Genomic DNA, 18,734 nt, shown 5'->3' on the forward strand with positions numbered 1-18,734 from the left:
TGCCCCGGTTCCGGCGTGTCAGCATGAACGCGGACAGAGCCGGACCCAGGAGCCCAGGAGACAGCACGGTGGCCGTGATTCAGGACAGCGCCCTTCTCGAGGTGCTGCGGTGCCCGCTGTGCGAGGACGCGCTCACGGACGGCGGGGGCGCGCTGCGGTGCGGCACGCGGCACTCGTTCGACATCGCGCGCCAGGGATACGCGGGACTGCTGACCGGCAGCGCGCTCACCGCGAACGCCGACACGGCGGCCATGGTGCAGGCCCGTACCGCGTTCCTGGGGGCCGGCCACTACGCGCCCCTGGCGGGTGCCCTCGCCCGGACCGCCGCGGACAGCTGCCCGGACGCGGGCACGGTGCTGGACGCCGGCGCGGGGACGGGCTACTACCTGGCGGAGGTCCTCGACGCGCTGCCCGGCGCGTACGGACTGGGCCTGGACGTCTCCAAGTTCGCGGCCCGCAGGCTGGCCCGTGCGCACCCGCGCGCGGGTGCCGCCACCTGGGACGTGTGGCAGCCGCTGCCCGTACGGACGGGCGCCGCCGACGTGCTGCTCAACGTCTTCGCGCCCCGCAACGGCGAGGAGTTCCACCGCGTCCTGCGGCCGGGCGGCGCACTGCTGGTCGTCACGCCCACCGAGCGCCATCTGGCCGAACTGCGCGACCACGCAGGACTGTTGCAGATCGACGCGGCCAAGGAGGGCAGGCTGCACCGCACACTGTCCGGCCACTTCGAGCGCGAGGGCGCGGAGCCGTACGAGTACGGGGTGACGCTGGCAGCCGAGGACGTGGAGCACCTGGTGGCCATGGGCCCCGCGGCGCACCATCTCGCACCGGAGGAGATCCGGCAGCGGGCCGCCGGACTGGACACCCCCGTACAGGTCACCGCGTCGTTCCTGCTGTCGGTCTACCGCCCCCGCTGACCGGACGGCCGAACTGCCGGCCTCCTCCCGGCGTTCACGGCTTGCGGGCGACGACGCCGAACTGCGGTACGGCAGCCGCCTGTCGGGACCCGTCCTCCGCCGTGGGGCGCCAGCGGGAGCAGGACACGATGCCGGGCTCCAGGATCTCCAGGCCCTCCAGGAAGCCGGCGATCTCCGTCTCCGAGCGGGCGACGATCGGCGGGGTGGCGTTCTCGTTCCAGAAGCGCATCGCCTCGGCGTTGGACTGGCCGCCCAGTTCGAGAGTGGGGTGGGTGAGCGCCACATGACTGCCGGACGGTACGGCGTCCACCAGGCTGCGGACGACGTCGCGGGCCCGGTCCGTGCCGGGGACGAAGTTCAGGATGCCGAGCAGTATGACCGCCACCGGCCGGGAGAAGTCGAGGGTCCGGGCGGCTCCCGCCAGGACCGTGGCCGGGTCGTGGGCGTCCGCGTCGATGTAGGCGGTCGCGCCCTCGGCGGAGCCGGACAGCAGGGCCCTGGCGTGGGTGAGCACAATGGGGTCGTTGTCGACGTACACGATCCGCGCCTCGGGGGCGATGCGCTGGGCGACCTCGTGGGTGTTGTCCACGGTCGGCAGCCCCGTGCCGATGTCGAGGAACTGCCGTACGCCGGCCTCGCCCGCCAGATACGTCACGGCCCGGCCCAGGAACGCCCGGTCGGCGCGGGCGACATCGCGGATGCCGGGGTGCATGGCGGCGACCCGGTCGCCTACCTCGCTGTCGACGTCGTAGTAGTCCTTGCCGCCCAGCCAGTAGTTCCACACGCGCGCGTTGTGCGCGATGCTCCGGCCCTCCCGGGCCCCGTCGGTCTCCACGCCGTGCTCCGCGTGCCGCTCGCTCACGTCCGCCACTCCTCAGCCCTCGCGCCGCCTGCCGATGGCCGCCATCATGCCGGAGGGATCCGGCGCCGGGCAGGCGTGCGGAGCTTGGCGATCAGGGAAAGGATTGCGGTATGTCGCATTTTTCCCCTCCGGGTGACGGGCACCGCGGACAGGCCCACCCCGGTCAGAACCCGTTCGGCGAGAACCCCTCCGGCCAGGACGGCGCAGCTCGCGGCCGCCCGCCGGGGGCGGACGGCCCCAACAAGTGGCCCGACTCGCCGCTCGTGCAGCTGGCGGCGCGCAGGACCTGGCAGGCGCTGCTCGCCGCCGGGATCATCGCCCTCCTGCTGGGCGTGCTGGTGCTCGTCTGGCCCCAGGTGACGGTGCTCGTCGCGGGCGCGGTCTTCGGCGCGTACCTGCTGGTCAGCGGGATCGTGCAGATCGTTTCCGCGTTCGGGACGCGGGCCATCACCGCGACCCGCGTGGTCGGCGTGATCAGCGGCGCCGTCTCGTTCCTGCTGGGCCTGTTCTGCTTCCGCGGCGAGCTGCAGTCCGTGGTGCTGCTGGCCCTGTGGATCGGGGTGGGCTGGGTGCTGCGCGGCATCACGCAGATCGCGGGCGCGGGCGGCGATCCGGCGGCTCCGGCCCGCGGCTGGCAGATCGCGCTCGGTGTGATGAGCGTGCTCGGCGGGATCGTCCTGGTCGTGTCGCCGCTGCCGTCCGTCGTGGCGCTCACCGTGCTCGGCGGCTGCTGGCTGCTGGTGCTCGGCATCACGGAGATCGGCACGGCGCTGCGGCTGCGCAGGCAGCCGCTGCCGGGCGCCTGAGCGGGACCGTACGGCCGCGTCGGACCTGAGCCGGCGTCAGCGCAGCGGCTTGGCGTAACAGCGGCTGTCGGGCTCGAAGCGGTACACGCCGAACTTGTCCGTGGGTTCGTAGCCGGACGAGGTGTAGAGCGCGATCGCCTCGGGCTGTTTGATGCCGGTCTCCAGCACCATCCGGGTCCGGCCGGCCGTACGGGCGTCCTCCTCCAGTTCCGCCAGGATCCGCCGGGCCAGCCCGTGTCCGCGCGCCTCGCGGAGCACGAACATCCGCTTGATCTCGGCGTCGCCGTCCGCGTACCCCTCCTCGTCGAGCTCCCGGGCGCGCCAGCCGCCGGTGGCGACGGGGGCGCCGTCGCGGTTGTACGCCAGCAGGTAGACGCCGCGCGGCGGTTCGAACATGGCCGGGTCGAGCGGGGTCACGTCGCCGGGGCCGCCGTAGCGGTCGGAGTACTCCTGCTGCACGAGGCCGTCGAGCTTCAGGGCGTCGGGGTGGTCGTACGGTATGCGGCAGATCTGCATTCCCGCATCGTAAAGTGGCTCGAATGCTGAAGGTGTCGACCGTGAATGTGAACGGCCTGCGGGCAGCGGCCAAGAAGGGCTACGTCGAGTGGCTCGCGGCCACCGAGGCCGATGTGATCTGTCTCCAGGAGGTGCGCGCCGAGGAGCACCAGCTCGACGCCGCCGTGCGGGAGCCCGAGGGCTGGCACACGGTGTACGCGCCGGCCGCCGCGAAGGGCCGGGCCGGTGTGGCGCTGCTCACCCGGCGGGAGCCGGACGCGGTGCGGATCGGCTTCGGGGAGGCCGAGTTCGAGGACTCCGGGCGCTATGTGGAGGCCGACCTGCCGGGTGTCACGGTCGCCAGCCTCTATCTGCCCTCCGGCGAGGTCGGTACCGAGCGGCAGGACGAGAAGGAGCGCTTCATGGCGGCCTTCCTGCCGTATCTGAAGGAGCTGCGGAAGCGCGCGGCGGCCGACGGGCGCGAGGTCCTGGTGTGCGGCGACTGGAACATCGCCCACCAGGAGGCCGACCTGAAGAACTGGAAGGCCAACCGCAAGAACTCCGGCTTCCTGCCGGAGGAGCGGGAGTGGCTGACCCGGGTCTTCGACGCCGAGGACGGCGGCTACGCCGACGTGCTGCGGCAGTTGCACCCCGACGTGGACGGGCCGTACTCGTGGTGGTCGTACCGCGGCCGCGCCTTCGACAACGACTCGGGCTGGCGCATCGACTACGCCGTGGCCACCCCGGGGCTCGCGCAGCGGGCCGTGAAGGCCGTCGTGGAGCGGGCGCCCAGCCACCCCGAGCGGTGGAGCGACCACGCGCCCGTGACGGTGGACTTCACGGTGTAAGGCCCGCTCTCTGAGAGGCCGCCCCTTACCGGGCCCGTTCCCCGCGGGGGACGGGCCCGTCCTCGTGTGCCCCTCAGGCCGCTTCGGCCGGGGGCAGCGGGGTGCCGTGCGGCGGGGTGGCACGCGAGAGGGGGATGGGAGTCGTGGCGGTGGCTGTCTCCGGGCGGACCGCGACGGCGAGGCTGTTCCTGGTCGTGAAGTACGGCCGTACCCGCGCCTGTTCGGTGACCGGGCCGCCCCCGTCCATGTCGCGGCGTGCCGCGGGGAACACGTCCGTGGGTTTCCGGTTCACGATGTCGCCGCCCAGCCGGCCGATGCGTACGGGGGCGTCGGACGTGCGGCCGGTCAGCAGCCACAGGTCCCACAACTCCCGGCCGCCGGCGAACTGTTCCACGAAGTCGTCGTGCGGCAGGGTGCACCGGAAGGTGCCCTTCGCGCCGTCCGCGCCCTCCGTGCCGAGCTCGACGGGCAGCCGGAAGAACGCGGTGGGCACGTCCTCGTCGGCCCGCCGGCGCAGCTCGACCTCCGGCAGCGCACCGCTTCCGTGGCCGAACTCCGCGCCCAGCAGGGCCCCTTCGACGGTCGTCCCGTAGGTGCCGACCCCGACGTTCAGCACTTCGGCGTGCGCGGGCCGCAGCCAGGTCCGTACGGCGAGGAAGCCGTCCGACGTGGTGTACGGGATCCACGCCGAGACGCCGTCGCCGTCCGAGCGCGGCGGGCGGCCCATCAGCGGCGCCTGTTCGACGAGCCGGGCCCGCACCCGGCGCCGCGTACCGTCGGCGGGACGTTCCACGTACGTGTCCCAGCGGCCCTCGGCCAGCCGGTGCGCGCCGCGTTCGACGGTGACCCGCAGCTGCCCGTCGACGGCCTCGCGGCGCGGCGGCAGCGGCAGCCGGATCTCCTCCCTGTCGCCGTCGTGGACGTCCCGGCGCCGCAGCACGAACTCCAGCCGCCTGCCCGGGACTCCGTCCGCCGGCAGGCCGACGGTGAAGCTCCCGTCGGCAGTCGCGCGGACGTCGGCCCGCGGGCGGAGCGGCGCGTACTTGTGGGCCGCCGGGTTGGACGGTGCGACGGCCAGCAGCACAGGGCGCAACGCGGCGGCCGTCCTGCGGCGCAGTCCGCCCTGCCGGCTGCCGTCGGGACGCAGGGCGGTCCGGGACCGGGTGACGGCCGGAAGGCCGCGGGCGGCGGCCAGTTCACCGATGAGCTGCTCGTACTGTCCGGCGACCGCGGACGGTTCGAAGGCGAGCGCCTTCGTACGGCCTGCCGCGCCCATCGCGCGCCGCCGGTCCGCGTCGTCGATCAGCGTGAGCAGGCCCTGCGCGAACGCGTGCGCGTCTCCCGGCGGGGTGAGCAGTCCGTCGGTGCCGTCGTCGATGATCTCGCCGGGCCCGTACGGGCAGTCCGTGGCGACCACCGGCAGGCCGGCGTGCATGGCCTCCACGATGGTCAGCCCGAACGCCTCGGAGCGTGAAGTCAGCGCCGCGACCGAGCCCTTGGGCCACTCGGCCTCCATGGAGGTGTGGGCGCCCATCATGGTCACCCTGTTCGCCAGGCCGAGCTCCTCGACGCGGCGGCGCAGCGCGCCCTCCTCGCGGCCGCGCCCGTACAGCCGCAGCGACCAGTCGGGGCGGACGGCGGCGACCTCGGCGAAGGCGTCGAGCAGCATCCCGAAGTTCTTGACCTTGGCGAGCCGTCCCGCGGCGACGACAGTCCTGCTGTCGCCGTCCGCGGGCGCGGCGTCCGGGGCGGGGCAGGCGTTGGGGATGCGGCGGACGACGGTGCGGGAGGAGCCGGGGACGGAGTCCCGGTAGTCGAGCGCGTCGGCCTCGGAGACGGTGACGAACGCGTCGAGCCGCGGGATCACCGCGTCCTGCGCCTCCCGTACGTCGGCCCGGTGCGAGCCGTGCGTCAGATGTTCCTGGCCGATGCGCAGGGTGCGATCCGTGCCGTACTCGGCGAGGTAGACGTTGATGCCGGGCCGGGTGCCGACGACGACGTCGGCGTCGGTCTCCCGCAGATACGCGGCGACCCGTTCGTCGACGAGCGCGCTGGCCTTCCTGTACGGGCCGTCGCCCGCGGGAAACACCGCGGACGGGTTGCCCTGCGGGTCGTGAGCCGGGTCGAATCCGGGGGCACCCCTGCGGGCCTCGACGAGGGAGCGCACGCGGACCCGGGGGCTGATGTCCAGTGCGGGGGAGTCGGCGGTGCGCAGCAGGGAGACGATCTCGACGTCGTGCCGCTCCGCGAGCGCGCCGGCGAGGTTCACGGTGGAACGTATCGTTCCGCCGATGCCGTGCACGTTGAATATGAGGAAGCTGATCTTCATGCGCTGTGCGGCACGTCCGCGCCGCGGCCCACCCTTCCGTTCCCGGCTGTGACGCTCTACGGGAAGAGAGTGTAAACCGGACACTTTGGTTGCAAGTAGGCCTAATGTGTGCGCGGGGTCACAAGAGGGTGCAGTCTCACGCGGGGCCGGCTCCGCCCTTGTCGTCCGGGGCGACACCGAACCATTCCTCCAGCTCGGCGCGGACCCGGCGGTCCAGCGCGAGCCCCAGCTCGGCCTCCACGATCTGCTTCGCGATGGGCTGCACCCGCTCCAGCAGCTCGTTGACGCGCTGCGCGTCCAGCCCGTCGGGGGCGTCGGCGAGCTTCTTGGGCAGCAGGTGGCTGCGGAAGATGTCCGCGAAGACCTCCGCGATGCTGTCGGTCTGCTGTCGCAGTTCGCGCCCGGCGGCGAGCACGGCGGACAACGGGACGCCGCTGCGCACGAGTTCGGCGGAGGCCTCCAGCAGGCGGCGGCTGGTGTGCACGAACTCGTCGCCGTCCACGGCGACATAGCCGATGTCCACGGCACTCGCGAGATTCTCCGGCGTGACCTCGCCCTGGTAGTAGTCGGCGAGCTCCTCCGGGGTCAGTCTGACCGGGGTCTCCTCGGAGAACGGCGTGGTCAACGCGGTTTCCAGGCCGAGGAGTTCGGCCGCGTCCCGGGTGTCGCGGGCGCTCTCGAAGGCGCCCAGCAGATCGACGATGCCGCCGAGGGTGTGGCCACGGGCGAGCAGTGCCGCGATGGTGTGCAGACGGGCCAGATGGTGCGCGTCGTACCAGGCGATACGGCCCTCGCGGCGGGGCGGCGGGAGCAGTTTGCGCTCGCGGTAGAAGCGGAGGGTGCGGGTGGTGATGCCGGCGGCGTCGGCGAGTTCGGCCGCGCGGTACTCGCGGTCGGGGGAGTCGTCGTGTGCGGGGTCTGTGCTGTTTCCGGTCGCCACGGAGCCAGCGTATGCGGTCCGGTCCAGCGCCCGGACCCCGCGTTTCATACCGCCGGTAACTTTCCTTGCGCGACCCCTACCGCTCAGTATGCGTCTGCCCTACTCTCCAACCGTGCCAGTAATCACTGGCGCAGTGCACAGTGTGGTGCCGCGTTTCCCGGGGGGCGACCCCCGGACCCCGTCCGGACATGCGGGCCGGCAGGGGTTCCGGAACGGCACCGTGCGGACAACGTGAGTGAACCGACCCTCGGGAGGCGGCGCATGGCGGCCGAGCGCGAGCACGAGCATGTACGGGTGGCGGTGATCGGATCCGGATTCGGCGGCCTGGGGGCAGCCGTCCGGCTGCGCCGCGCCGGAATCACCGACTTCGTCGTCCTGGAACGGCGCGACGGCGTCGGCGGTACGTGGCACGACAACACGTACCCGGGGTGCGCCTGCGACGTCCCGTCGCACCTGTACTCCTTCTCCTTCGCTCCCAATCCGGAGTGGCCGCGGAACTTCTCGGGCCAGGAGCACATCCGGCGCTATCTGGAACGCGTCACCGACACGTTCGGGCTGCGGCAGCACATCCGGTTCCACACCGAGGTCCAGCTGATGAGCTGGGACGACGAGGAACTGCGCTGGGATATCGAGACGTCCGCGGGCACCCGCCTGACCGCCGACTTCGTGGTGTCCGCGACCGGCCCGCTCTCCGACCCGAAGCTGCCGGACATCCCCGGGCTAGACGCCTTCGAGGGCAAGGTCTTCCACACGGCGCAGTGGGACCACGACTACGACCTGCGCGGCAAGCGCGTCGCCGTGATCGGTACGGGCGCCTCCGCGATCCAGGTCGTCCCGGCGATCCAGCCGGAGGTCGGCAAGCTGACGCTCTTCCAGCGCACTCCGGCCTGGGTGATGCCGCGTGCCGACCGGAAGATCAGCGGACTGGAGCGCTGGCTGCACGCCAAGGTGCCCGCCACCCGCGCGGCCCGCCGCCAACTCCTGTGGGGCATCCGGGAATTGCAGGTCAGCGCCTTCACGAAGCGGCCCGACCAGCTCGGCCTGATCGAGAAGCTGGCGTCGGCGCACATGAAGCGCGCCGTCAAGGACCCGGAGCTTCGGCGCAAGCTGACCCCGGACTACCGGATCGGCTGCAAGCGCATCCTGCTGTCCAACAGCTACTACCCGGCCCTCGCGCAGGACAACGTGGACGTGGTCGCCTCCGGTCTGAAGGAGGTCCGCGGCAACACCCTCGTGGCGTCCGACGGCACCGAGACCGAGGTCGACGCGATCATCCTCGGCACCGGTTTCCACGTCACGGACATGCCGATCGCCGAGAAGGTCAAGGGCGCCGACGGCAGCACGCTGGCCGATCACTGGAAGGACGGCATCAAGTCGCTGCGCGGCGCGACCGCCACGGGCTTCCCCAACTTCATGACCATCATCGGGCCCAACACCGGCCTCGGGAACAGCTCGATGATCCTCATGATCGAGTCGCAGCTGACCTACATGGCCGACTACGTGCGCAAGCTCGACACTCTCGGCGGCAAGGTCGCGCTGGACGCGCGCGAGGAGGCGGTGACCGCCTGGAACGACCATGTGCAGGACCGGATGCAGCGCACGGTGTGGAACACCGGCGGCTGCGACAGCTGGTATCTCGACGACCAGGGCCGCAACACCACCGTCTGGCCGGGCACCACAGCGGAGTTCCGCAAGGTCACTCAGGAGGTCCGGCTGGAGGAGTACGACGTGCTGCGCGGCCCCCGCGCCGGCGCCGCGTCCTCCGCCGTACCGGCCGCCGCCGGGCGCGGAGCGCCCACCGCCGCCTTCCACGCCGGGGAGGACAACTGATGGGCCGCCTCACCCAGTCCGCCGGTACGCGTCTGACCGGCCGGTACGCCCCGCCCGCCGCCTCCCGCGAGCTGACCGCCGCCTCGGCGGACGGCGCGCGGCTGCACATCGAGGTGCACGGCCCCGAGGACGGGCCCGCCGTCGTGCTCGCGCACGGCTGGACCTGTTCCACCCTCTTCTGGGCCGCGGTCATACGGGAGTTGACCGCCCAGGGCCACCGCGTGATCGTCTACGACCAGCGCGGGCACGGCCGTTCACCGGCCGCCGTCCCGCACGCGTACTCTCCGGCGTCGCTCGCCGACGACCTGTGCGCCGTGCTCGACGCGGTGCTGGAACCCGGCGAGAAGGCCGTCATCGGCGGTCACTCCATGGGCGGCATGACGCTCATGGCCGCCGCCGGCCGCCGGCAACTGACCGAGCACGCCGCCGCGTTGATGCTGTGCAGCACCGGCGCACAGCGGCTGCTGAGCGCGGCCCGGGTGCTGCCGCTGCGCTCGGAGCGCGGCCGGTCCGTGGCGCACCGGCTGCTGCTCGGGGCGCGCGCCCCGCTCGGCCCGGTCACGCCGCTCACCAGGAGCGCGCTGAAGTACGGGACGCTCGGCCCGGGCGCCTCCCGCGAGCAGTCCGAGGTCGTCGCGCGCATCGTGCACGCCTGCCCCACCGGGGTGCGGGCCGCGTGGGGCGCCGTACTCGCCGACCTCGATCTGCACGCCAAGGTGTGGCAGCTGGACGTGCCCACCGCCGTCGTCGCGGGCACCTCCGACCGGCTCACCCCGTTCGAGCACGCCCGGGAGCTGGCGGCCGCGCTGCCCGACTGCACCGGCCTGCACGAACTCGCCGGGCTCGGGCACATGACCCCGATCGAGGCCCCCGAAGCGGTGAGCGGAGTGCTCGCCGGGCTCGTACGGGAGCACCTCACGACGGCGGGCGTTCCCGCGGACGGGACCGCGGAGACGGCCGCGCCGAAGAAGTCACAGAAGTCGCAGAAGCCGTCCAAGGAGGGGAAGCGCCGTGAGTCGCAGAAGTCTTGAGGGCCAGGTCGTCGTCGTCACCGGTGCCGCGCGCGGCGTGGGTGAACTGCTCGCGCGGAAGCTGGCGGCGCGCGGCGCGAAGCTCGCGCTGATCGGCCTGGAGCCGGACGAGCTGAAGCAGGTCAGCGCCCGGCTGGACACCGAATCCGACTGGTGGCACGCCGATGTCACCGACCACGAGGCGATGGCCCGGGTCGCGCGGGAGGTCAAGGAGCGGTTCGGCAAGGTCGATGTGGCGATAGCCAACGCCGGTGTCGCGGCGGGCGGTCCGTTCATGGACTCCGACCCGGTCGCCTGGCGCCGCGTCATCGAGGTCAACCTGATCGGCGGCGCCGTCACGGGCCGCGCCTTCCTGCCGGTGCTGTGCGAATCCCGCGGCTACTTCCTGCAGATAGCGTCGCTGGCCGCCATCACCCCGGCGCCGATGATGACCGCGTACTGCGCGTCCAAGTCGGGCGTCGAGGCCTTCGCGCACAGCCTGCGCGCCGAGGTCGGCTACAAGGGCGTACGGGTCGGCGTGGGCTATCTGTCGTGGACCGACACGGACATGGTGCGCGGCGCCGACCAGGACGACGTCATGCGCGAGCTGCGGCAGCGGCTGCCGTGGCCGTCCAACAAGACGTACCCGCTGGGCCCGGCCGTCGACCGGATCGTCGACGGCATCGAGCGCCGCTCGCACCACGTGTACGCGCAGTGGTGGCTGCGCGGTATGCAGGGCATCCGCGGCTATCTGCCCGCGCTCATCGGCACGGTGGGGCAGCGCGAGATGAAGCGCTTCGAGCCCCGGCTCGCCGAGGGCGGCGGCACCCGTACGGGACTCGTCGGGGCCGGCGGCGAGGCGGACGAGAAGGCCCGCACAGAGGCCTGACCCCGTAAGGGGCCCGGACGGTGCGGCGGGCCCCGGCGACGGGACCCGGACGCAGGTGAGGGGCGCATCCTCGAAGAGGATGCGCCCCTCGACGGAAGAGGGAGCGGGTTACCGCTCGTCGTCGCGCCGGTCCTGCATCTCCTGCTGCGCGTCCTGGCCCTTCTCCTGGCCCTGGTCCTTGGCCTGCTGGCCGCGCTCGGAGGCCTCGTCCTTGCCCTGGCCCATCTTTTCCTTCGCCTGCTGCTGAAGCTGCTCGGCCTTGTCCTTGAACTGGTCCGAAATACCCATGATGCGCACTCCTCACAGTGTCGTTATGGGTTGTTATGGGGCACGACCAAAAGTGGCATGAGGTATGAGAGCTCGCATTTCGGAAGGTGACACGCCGTTGCCGGGTTCCCGTACGGCCCGCGTACGGGAACCCGGCGACGGCGTTCAGGACCGGGGCGGCAGCGGCGGGCGCCTGTGGTCGGGCGGCGGCGCCGAAGCCCGGTCGGGCGGGCTCGCCGCCGGACGCATCTCCAGCAGCGCGAGGGCCTGCCGTACCGCCGTCTCCAGCGCGACGTGGCGGCCCTCGGCCCAGGAGAGCGGGTCCCGTACGGCCCGGATGTCCGGCTCCACGCCGTGGTTCTCCACGGACCAGCCCCAGCCCTCCGCGTCGAACCACGCGGCGTTCATCGGCACCGTGATCACCGTGCCGTCCACAAGACGGTGCCGTCCCGTGACGCCGACGACCCCGCCCCACGTACGGGCTCCCACTACGGGGCCGAGGCCCATCAGCCGGAAGGCCGCGGTGATCATGTCGCCGTCCGAGGAGGTCATCTCGTCGGCCACCGCGACCACGGGGCCGCGCGGCGCGTCGCTGGTGTAACTCACGGGCTGGGCGTCGCGGGTGAGGTCCCAGCCGAGGATCGAGCGGGACAGCTTCTCGATCACGAGCTCGCTGATGTTGCCGCCGGCGTTCCCCCGTACGTCGACGATCAGCGCGGGGCGCGAAACCTCCATCCGCACATCGCGGTTGAACTGCGCCCAGCCCGAACCGCCCATGTCGGGGATGTGCAGATAGCCGCACCGGCCGCCGCTGAGTTCGCGGACGACGTCCCGGCGCCGGCTCACCCAGTCCTGGTAGCGCAGCTGCCGGTCGTCGATCAGCGGGACGACGGCGATGCGCAGCGGCGTCCCGCCGGTGCCCGGCGAACCGTCCTCCTCCGGCGGGACGAAGGCGAGCTCCACCGTCGTCCCGCCGGCGCCGGCCAGCAGCGGAGTGGGGCCCTCCACCGGGTCGACGGGGCGCCCGTCGACGTGGGTGAGCACGGCGCCCTCCCGCACTCCTGAACCGGCAAGCGGCGAACGGGCCTTGGAGTCCGAGGAATCTCCGGGGAGGATCCGGGACACCACCCAGCGGCCGTCGGGGGTGCGGGCGAAGTCGGTGCCGAGGAGGCCGATGGCGCGCTGGTAGTGCGGCGGGCCCTCGTCGCGGCGCGCGGCCGTGACGTACGCGTGCGAGGTGCCCAGCTCGCCCAGCACCTCGCGGAGCAGGTCGGCGAACTCGTCGGGGGAGGCGACGCGTTGGACGAGCGGGCGGTAGCGCTCCAGCACCTCGTCCCAGTCGATGCCGCACATGTCCGGGTCCCAGAAGTACTGCCGGATCAGCCGGCCGGCCTCCGCGTACGCCTGCTGCCACTCGGCGGGCGGGTCCACGGTGTGCAGCACCCGGCGCAGGTCGATGTGCGTCGTCGTGCCGGACTCCGCGATCTCGTCGGCCGGTACGGCGCGCAGGTCGCCGCCGTCGTTGACGACCAGCCGGGAGCCGTCGACGCTGAGCGCGAACCAGTCGACGTCGTCGGTGAGTTCGGTGCGCCTGGCCTTGCTCAGGTCGAAGTGCTCCAGCGTGGGCTGCCCCGAGGTGTCGTCGGGGTCGGCGAAGGTCTCCCCCAGGGCGCCCGCGATCGGGAAGCGCAGCCAGATCAGGCCGCCGCCGGAGACCGGGTACAGCGCCGAGTACTTGGAGGCCGTCACCGGGAACGGCGTGACCCGGCTGGGCAGTCCCTCCGCCTCGACCCGCACCGAGCCGTCGCCGCCGTCGTCGTCCAGCGGGTCGAGGCCGCCCGCGGCCGGCCTGCCGTCGGGCAGCAGCGCGAACGGCGAGGGCGTACCGGAGGACAGCGGCACCAGATACGGACGGCTGCCGAGGGGGAAGGAGAGGTCGCCGGTGTGCACGTCGTACACCGGGTCGAAGCCGCGCCAGGAGAGGAACGCGAGATAGCGGCCGTCCCGGGTGAACACCGGCTGCTCGTCCTCGAACCGGCCGTCGGTGACGTCGATGACCAGGCGCTGCGTGTCGTCCGCGATCTGCGCGATCTTGATCTGGCTGAGCGAGCGGCCGATGCCGGGGTGCGCCCAGGTGATCCAGCGCGAGTCGGGCGCGAACGCGATGTCGGCGACCGGCCCGTTGACGGACCGGATCAGCTCGGAGACCACGATCTCGGTGTCCCTGATGCGGACGAGGAGCAGCCGTCCGTCGTGCGCGGCGACGGCCATCACCGTGCCGTCGGGGGAGGACACCAACTCCCGTACCCGGCCCAGCTCTCCCGCCGCGAAGCGGAGCGGCGGACGGGCGCGCGGTACCTGCGGCAGGTCCGCGATCTCCAGCGCGTCCTCGCCGTCGGCGTCCGTCACGTACGCGATCCGGCCGGTGTTCCCCAGCATCTCCGGCAGCCGCACCCGTACGCCGGGGGTGTCGGTGAGGGCGCGGGCCGGGCCGTCCCGGTGCGTGAGCCAGTACAGACTGCCGCGTACGCAGACCGCGCTGGCCCGTCCCGTGGTGTCCACGGCGAGCGAGTCCAGCTGGGAGGCGGCGGGCACCTGATAGCGGCGGCGGCCCGCGCGCGGGCCGCCCGTACGCACGTCGAGGCGGCGGGCCTTGCCGGTGTGCGAGAAGTCGTCGACGAGCCACAGTTCGCCCGCGCACTGGTAGATGACGCGCCGTCCGTCGGTGGAGGCGTGCCGGGCGTAGAAGCCGTCGTGGTCGGTGTGCCGGCGCAGATCGGAGCCGTCGGGGCGGCAGGAGTACAGATTCCCGGTGCCCTCGTGGTCGGAGAGGAAGGCGATCCGGGAGCCCACGAACATCGCCGAGTCCAGATGCCCGTCCAGGCCGAGCCACAGCCGCTCGCCGTGCAGCCACAGCCGTCCGGACGCCCCGCCGCGGTAGCGCTTCCACGCGGCGGGCTCGTGCGGCGGCTTGCCGGTCAGCAGCAACGTACGCCGTTCGCCGTCCAGTTCGGCGACCGCGATCTCGCCGACCGGGCCCCACGGCAGCCGGATGCCGGGGCTGCCGTCACAGGGCAGCCGGTACGACCAGGTCATGTGGGAGAACGGCATGCTGTGCGAGGACACCGCGAGCACATCGCCCTCCGGGGTCCAGCCGCACACCCGGGTGTCGGCGTTGCCCCAGTTGGTCAGCTGCCGGGCCGGACCGCCGCCCGCGGCGGGGGCCAGATGCACCTCGGCGTCCAGACTGCGCCACGAGGTGAAGGCGATACGGCTGCCGTCCGGCGAGAACCGCGGCGAGGCGACCTTGGTGCGGTCGACCGTCAGCCGGTGCGCCCGGCCCCCGCCGTCCAGGGGAGCGAGCCAGACGTCGTCCTCGGCCACGAAGCAGAGCGTGTCGCCGTGCAGATGCGGGAAGCGGAGATAGCCCTCCGCGCCGGATGCGCCGTTCACTGGATGTCACCTCGCCAGGGCGGTCCCGCTGCCCGCCCCGCCGGTCCGTCGGTCCGGCCGGCGGCCCGGGGCCCGTCCCCCGGAAATGCGCAGCACGTCGCCCTCCCTCCCCGGCCGGCGCGTCCTGTACGCCGGGGGTCATCCGTGCGGGTGGCTCCGTGTGCGGAGCGGGGGCCGGGCGGCAGCGCAGTCGGGAAGGTCATGAATGTCATGGTTCGCGGCGCCGGATGGCCCGGCAACTCCGCATCACCGCGCGTGCGCCGGGCCGGTACGGGCCCGTGCGCGCCGGCCGTACGGCCCGGTCACACGCCGCGGAGCAGCGCGTCCAGACCGCTGTCGACGTCCAGCAGGCCGAGTGCCGCCTCCGCCGGCACCGCCTCGTACGTCTGCCGCAGGAACCGCCGCAGATCCGCGCCCCGGAACTCCAGTACGGCCACACCCTCGGCCGAGTGGAGCTCGACGACGGAGCGGCCCAGTCCGTCCGGCCAGATCCGCACGTCGCCCTGGCCCGCCGGGCCGCGCAGCCCGGAGTCGAGCAGCTCGCGCGCGAACGTCCACGTGACTTCGGTGCCGTCGAGGGAGGCCTCGGCGGGGAAGACGATCTGTACGGCGAGCGGGTCGAGGTCGTCGTAGCGCAGGGCTGCGGCGAGGGGTCGGTCGGTGGGCGACTGGACGATCAGGCGGGCCTGGACGGCGTGATCGATGACTGCGGGCATCGTCTGCTCCTCTGTGGTCGGGGGCGCGACCGGAGCCGCACGGCTCCGTGTTGCCCCTTCGCTCTGTCAGACGCCTCGAAGGGGGTGAGAGTCACCCGTCATCGGGGGTGAGGTCTGCCACAGGTGCCAGGGATATGGCACAAGGCACTGCCAAAAGGGATATGTGGGATTTAGTGTGTGTAGTCCGTCGAGATGGGAGTTTCTGGTATGGGTGGTGCGCCCACGCGGGGTTCGCATGCGAAGGACGCGCCCACGGGCCGGCCGGGTTCCCGGGAGTGCGCGGCAGACCGTGCGGAGAAACCGCATCGGGACAGCTCCGCGTCGGTTTCCGGCCGCAAGCCGGAATCGTCCCAAGTTGTGCTCGGGCCCCTGCGGTTCGCCCGTCCCCGGCGTGAACACCGCGACGGCTGACGGGAGTCCACCGGGAGCCGTCCGGTATTCCCTTCTTCTTCCGGTTGCTCCGTGTATTGCGGTTGTCCGGTCCGGGGCGCTCTTGCGAGTCATTCGCACGTACTGATTTCATCCAGGGGTTGAGCGGCCCCCGAGGGCCTCGCCGATGAGCGGAGCACCATGCATGTCCCCGACGGGTTCATCGACGCCCCTGTATCCGTCGCCACCGGAGCCGTCGCGGCGACGGCGGTAGCGGTCTCCCTCCGCGGCGCCCGCCGCGAACTGGGCGCGCCGCACGGTGGCACCGGAGGCGAGCGCACCGCGCCGCTGGCCGGACTCGTCGCCGCGTTCATCTTCGCGGTGCAGATGCTCAACTTCCCCATCGCCGCCGGAACAAGCGGCCATCTGCTGGGCGGCGCGCTCGCCGCGATCCTCGTCGGGCCGTACACAGGGGTGCTCTGTGCCTCCGTCGTGCTGCTGATCCAGGGGCTGTTCTTCGCCGACGGCGGGCTGACGGCGCTCGGCGTCAACATCACCGACATGGGCATCGTGACGGTGCTCGTCGCGTACGGGATCTTCCGCGGGCTGCTGCGGGTGCTGCCGCGCGGCCGCCGCTCGGTGACCGGCGCCTCGTTCGCCGCCGCGCTCGTCTCCGTGCCGGCCGCCGCCGTCGCCTTCAGCGCGCTCTACGCGCTCGGCGGGACGGCGCCGGTGTCGCTCGGCAAGGTCTTCGTGGCGATGACCGGTGTGCATGTGCTGATCGGCATCGGCGAGGCGGTGATCACCGCGCTGACGGTGGGCGCGGTGGCCGCCGTACGGCCCGATCTGGTGTACGGGGCACGGGACTTGCTCGCGCCGCGCCTGGTGATCCGGGGCGGTACGGCCGCGCGGCCCGCTGACGTGCCGGAGCCCGCTGTCTCCGCGCCGGCGGGCGGCGCGCGCTCCGCGCGGCGGCTGTGGTTCGCCGGGCTCGCCGTCGCTCTCGTCTGCGCGGGCGGGCTCAGCTTCTACGCCTCCGCCAGCCCCGACGGGCTGGAGAAGGTCGCGGCCGACAACGGCATCACGAAGAAGGAACAGCCGCACTCCGCCGGGGACTCCCCGCTCGCCGACTACAGCGTCGAGGACGTCGCCGACCCGCGGCTGTCCGGCGGCCTCGCCGGCGTGATCGGCGTCGGCGCGACGCTCGCCGTGGGCACCGGCGTCTTTGTCGCCGTACGGCGGCGCAGGGCCCGTACGTCCGCCGCGGACTCGGCGGGGGACTCCGCCGCGGGCCCCGCTTCGGACTCCGCCGCGGAACCCGTGCAGGCCGGGCGCTCCACCGAAGAGACGGCGTGACGTGGGTGCCGGGCACGCGCACGCGCTCCATCTGCACCGCGAGTCGCCGGTGCACTCGCTTCCGCCGCACTGCAAGCTCGCGGCCGCCGCGTGCTTCGTCCTCGTCGTCGCCTCCACGCCGCGCGAGGCCGTCTGGGCGTTCGCCTGCTACGCCGTGCTGCTCGCCGCCGTCGCGGCGGTCGCCCGCGTACCGGCCGGGCATCTGCTGAAGCGGATGCTCATCGAAGTGCCCTTCGTGGCCTTCGCCGTTCTGCTGCCGTTCGTCGCCGACGGCGCCCGTACGGAGCTCCCGCTGCTCGGCGTCTCCGCGTCCGTCCCCGGGCTGTGGGCCGCCTGGAACGTCCTCGCCAAGGGCACCCTCGGCGTCGCCGCTTCCGTACTGCTGGCGTCCACCACCGAACTGCGCGAACTCCTCCTCGGACTCCAGCGGTTGCGGCTGCCCCCGATGCTCGTCCAGATCGCGTCGTTCATGCTGCGCTACGCCGACGTGCTCTCCGACGAGGCGCGCAGGATGCGGATCGCGCGGCTGTCGCGGGGCTTCGAGGCCCGCGGCGTACGGCACTGGGGCGTCCTCGCGAAGTCCGCGGGGGCGCTGTTCATCCGCGCGTACGAGCGGGGCGAACGGGTCCATCTCGCCATGCTCAGCCGGGGATACACCGGCACGGGGAACCTTCCGGGCGCCGGCGGGACGCCCGCACTCCGCGCGCACTGGGCGGCCGCGGCCGCGCTGCCGCTCGCCGCGCTCACGATCTGTCTGACGGGATGGTGGACGCTGTGACGACAGCGGACGGTACGACGGCCCCGCGGGACGCGCCGGCCTCGCTCGACGTGGCCGGGCTCGCCTACGCCTATCCGGACGGCAGACAGGCGCTGTTCGGCGTCGACCTGACCGTACGGCGGGGCGAACGCGTCGCGCTGCTCGGCCCCAACGGCGCCGGCAAGACCACCCTCGTCCTCCATCTCAACGGCATCCTCACGGCGGGGGCGGGCTCCGTGACCGTCGCCGGGCTGCCCGTCGCGGGACCGAATCTGGCCGAGGTGCGCCGCCGCGTCGGCATCGTCTTCCAGGACCCCGACGACCAGTTGTTCATGCCCACCGTCCGGGAGGACGTCGCCTTCGGCCCGGCCGCGGCGGGACTGCGCGGCACCGCGCTCGACGCGCGCGTGCGGGAGGCGCTGGAGCGGGTCGGGATGGCGGAGTTCGCGGACCGGCCGCCGCACCATCTGTCCTTCGGACAGCGGCGGCGGGTCGCCGTCGCCACGGTGCTGGCCACCCGCCCGGAGATCCTCGTACTGGACGAGCCGTCCTCCAACCTCGACCCCGCGGCCCGCCGCGAACTGGCCGCCATCCTGCGCGACCTGGACGTGACTGTGCTGATGGTCACGCACGACCTGCCGTACGCGCTGGAGCTGTGCCCCCGTTCCGTGGTGCTCAGCGAGGGCACCGTAGTCGCCGACGGAAGCACCCAGGAGGTGCTGTGCGACACGGAGTTGATGACCGCGCACCGTCTTGAGCTGCCCTTCGGATTCGACCCGCGGTCGGTGTCCGTACCGGGCGTTCCGTAGGCCGGCGGAGGCGCGCCGGGCCGTCCGCGAGCCTCTCGGCGCACGCCGGTGGACGGGGGCGCTCGTGAGCCGTTGCACCAT

General features: G+C 72.8%; 16 protein-coding genes. 9 read left to right on the plus strand and 7 right to left on the minus strand.

All coding sequences use genetic code 11. From position 1 onward, the window contains the following. Window positions 1-77 precede the first annotated feature (77 nt). Complete coding sequence (locus tag AC3AGO_RS20270; protein WP_487824728.1) at window positions 78-917, plus strand: putative RNA methyltransferase; 840 nt, start codon at window positions 78-80, stop codon at window positions 915-917. A gap of 34 nt (window positions 918-951) precedes the next feature. Here AC3AGO_RS20270 and AC3AGO_RS20275 read toward each other — a convergent pair whose 3' ends face one another. Beyond that, the gene (locus AC3AGO_RS20275; protein WP_487821637.1) at window positions 952-1,779 is read right to left on the minus strand and encodes an SAM-dependent methyltransferase; all 828 of its coding nucleotides are present in this window, start codon (window positions 1,777-1,779) and stop codon (window positions 952-954) included. 110 nt (window positions 1,780-1,889) lie between these two features. Here AC3AGO_RS20275 and AC3AGO_RS20280 point away from each other — a divergent pair, with 110 nt between their 5' ends. After that, entirely contained in the window at window positions 1,890-2,585 is a 696-nt protein-coding gene (locus AC3AGO_RS20280; RefSeq protein ID WP_487821638.1) for an HdeD family acid-resistance protein, read from the plus strand. Window positions 2,586-2,621: 36 nt separating this feature from the next. Here the strand turns inward: AC3AGO_RS20280 and AC3AGO_RS20285 are convergent, their stop codons facing one another. Next, entirely contained in the window at window positions 2,622-3,101 is a 480-nt protein-coding gene (locus AC3AGO_RS20285; RefSeq protein ID WP_487821639.1) for a GNAT family N-acetyltransferase, read from the minus strand. A 23-nt stretch (window positions 3,102-3,124) separates the two neighbouring features. Between AC3AGO_RS20285 and AC3AGO_RS20290 the strand changes: the two genes are divergently transcribed. Continuing rightward, on the plus strand, window positions 3,125-3,928 hold the full coding sequence (locus AC3AGO_RS20290) for an exodeoxyribonuclease III (protein ID WP_487821640.1): 804 nt from the start codon (window positions 3,125-3,127) through the stop codon (window positions 3,926-3,928). 73 nt (window positions 3,929-4,001) lie between these two features. On the opposite strand, the gene AC3AGO_RS20295 is transcribed toward AC3AGO_RS20290, so the two are convergent. Both AC3AGO_RS20295 and AC3AGO_RS20300 read right to left on the minus strand, forming a co-directional pair. Next, window positions 4,002-6,257 carry a glycosyltransferase family 4 protein gene (locus tag AC3AGO_RS20295; RefSeq protein WP_487821641.1) on the minus strand — a complete coding sequence of 752 codons (2,256 nt, stop codon included), beginning with the start codon at window positions 6,255-6,257 and terminating at the stop codon, window positions 4,002-4,004. Between the two features lie 136 nt (window positions 6,258-6,393). Then, on the minus strand, window positions 6,394-7,197 hold the full coding sequence (locus tag AC3AGO_RS20300; RefSeq protein WP_487821642.1) for a MerR family transcriptional regulator: 804 nt from the start codon (window positions 7,195-7,197) through the stop codon (window positions 6,394-6,396). A 261-nt stretch (window positions 7,198-7,458) separates the two neighbouring features. Between AC3AGO_RS20300 and AC3AGO_RS20305 the strand changes: the two genes are divergently transcribed. Genes AC3AGO_RS20305 through AC3AGO_RS20315 form a run of 3 tightly spaced genes read left to right on the plus strand, consistent with a single transcriptional unit; the run spans window position 7,459 to window position 10,926 of the window. Further along, the gene (locus tag AC3AGO_RS20305) at window positions 7,459-9,027 is read left to right on the plus strand and encodes a flavin-containing monooxygenase (RefSeq protein WP_487821643.1); all 1,569 of its coding nucleotides are present in this window, start codon (window positions 7,459-7,461) and stop codon (window positions 9,025-9,027) included. After that, window positions 9,027-10,058: an alpha/beta fold hydrolase gene (locus AC3AGO_RS20310; protein WP_487821644.1), complete on the plus strand. Its 1,032-nt coding sequence runs from the start codon at window positions 9,027-9,029 to the stop codon at window positions 10,056-10,058. Before AC3AGO_RS20305 ends, AC3AGO_RS20310 begins: the two co-directional genes overlap by 1 nt. Next, window positions 10,039-10,926, plus strand: coding sequence for an SDR family oxidoreductase (locus tag AC3AGO_RS20315; protein ID WP_487821645.1), 888 nt, complete (start codon window positions 10,039-10,041; stop codon window positions 10,924-10,926). The genes AC3AGO_RS20310 and AC3AGO_RS20315 overlap by 20 nt, the downstream gene beginning before the upstream one ends. A 108-nt stretch (window positions 10,927-11,034) precedes the next feature. Here AC3AGO_RS20315 and AC3AGO_RS20320 read toward each other — a convergent pair whose 3' ends face one another. From AC3AGO_RS20320 to AC3AGO_RS20330, 3 genes are all read right to left on the minus strand, one after another. Next, the gene (locus tag AC3AGO_RS20320) at window positions 11,035-11,214 is read right to left on the minus strand and encodes a hypothetical protein (protein ID WP_487821646.1); all 180 of its coding nucleotides are present in this window, start codon (window positions 11,212-11,214) and stop codon (window positions 11,035-11,037) included. 144 nt (window positions 11,215-11,358) lie between these two features. Continuing rightward, window positions 11,359-14,646 carry a S41 family peptidase gene (locus AC3AGO_RS20325; protein WP_487821647.1) on the minus strand — a complete coding sequence of 1,096 codons (3,288 nt, stop codon included), beginning with the start codon at window positions 14,644-14,646 and terminating at the stop codon, window positions 11,359-11,361. Window positions 14,647-14,948: 302 nt separating this feature from the next. After that, complete coding sequence (locus tag AC3AGO_RS20330; protein ID WP_487821648.1) at window positions 14,949-15,362, minus strand: SsgA family sporulation/cell division regulator; 414 nt, start codon at window positions 15,360-15,362, stop codon at window positions 14,949-14,951. A 570-nt stretch (window positions 15,363-15,932) separates the two neighbouring features. Here AC3AGO_RS20330 and AC3AGO_RS20335 point away from each other — a divergent pair. From AC3AGO_RS20335 to AC3AGO_RS20345, 3 genes are read left to right on the plus strand one after another with little or no spacing between them, the layout of a single operon-like run. Next, a complete protein-coding gene (locus AC3AGO_RS20335; protein WP_487821649.1) occupies window positions 15,933-17,087 on the plus strand; it encodes an energy-coupling factor ABC transporter permease in 1,155 nt (384 codons plus the stop codon). A gap of 1 nt (window position 17,088) precedes the next feature. Beyond that, window positions 17,089-17,865, plus strand: coding sequence for a cobalt ECF transporter T component CbiQ (cbiQ, locus tag AC3AGO_RS20340; protein ID WP_487821650.1), 777 nt, complete (start codon window positions 17,089-17,091; stop codon window positions 17,863-17,865). Continuing rightward, window positions 17,850-18,653 carry an energy-coupling factor ABC transporter ATP-binding protein gene (locus AC3AGO_RS20345; RefSeq protein WP_487821651.1) on the plus strand — a complete coding sequence of 268 codons (804 nt, stop codon included), beginning with the start codon at window positions 17,850-17,852 and terminating at the stop codon, window positions 18,651-18,653. The genes cbiQ and AC3AGO_RS20345 overlap by 16 nt, the downstream gene beginning before the upstream one ends. The last annotated feature ends 81 nt before the right edge of the window (window positions 18,654-18,734 follow it).

This window comes from Streptomyces sp. BL1, from assembly GCF_057628045.1.

What these genes read in the sequence shown, in the direction of transcription:
- AC3AGO_RS20280 (WP_487821638.1), top strand. Translation starts at nt 1,890, where the DNA reads ATGTCGCATTTTTCCCCTCCGGGTGACGGGCACCGCGGACAGGCCCAC.
- AC3AGO_RS20285 (WP_487821639.1), bottom strand. Translation starts at nt 3,101, where the DNA reads ATGCAGATCTGCCGCATACCGTACGACCACCCCGACGCCCTGAAGCTC.
- AC3AGO_RS20290 (WP_487821640.1), top strand. Translation starts at nt 3,125, where the DNA reads ATGCTGAAGGTGTCGACCGTGAATGTGAACGGCCTGCGGGCAGCGGCC.
- AC3AGO_RS20295 (WP_487821641.1), bottom strand. Translation starts at nt 6,257, where the DNA reads ATGAAGATCAGCTTCCTCATATTCAACGTGCACGGCATCGGCGGAACG.
- AC3AGO_RS20305 (WP_487821643.1), top strand. Translation starts at nt 7,459, where the DNA reads ATGGCGGCCGAGCGCGAGCACGAGCATGTACGGGTGGCGGTGATCGGA.
- AC3AGO_RS20310 (WP_487821644.1), top strand. Translation starts at nt 9,027, where the DNA reads ATGGGCCGCCTCACCCAGTCCGCCGGTACGCGTCTGACCGGCCGGTAC.
- AC3AGO_RS20320 (WP_487821646.1), bottom strand. Translation starts at nt 11,214, where the DNA reads ATGGGTATTTCGGACCAGTTCAAGGACAAGGCCGAGCAGCTTCAGCAG.
- AC3AGO_RS20330 (WP_487821648.1), bottom strand. Translation starts at nt 15,362, where the DNA reads ATGCCCGCAGTCATCGATCACGCCGTCCAGGCCCGCCTGATCGTCCAG.
- AC3AGO_RS20335 (WP_487821649.1), top strand. Translation starts at nt 15,933, where the DNA reads ATGCATGTCCCCGACGGGTTCATCGACGCCCCTGTATCCGTCGCCACC.
- AC3AGO_RS20345 (WP_487821651.1), top strand. Translation starts at nt 17,850, where the DNA reads ATGGTGGACGCTGTGACGACAGCGGACGGTACGACGGCCCCGCGGGAC.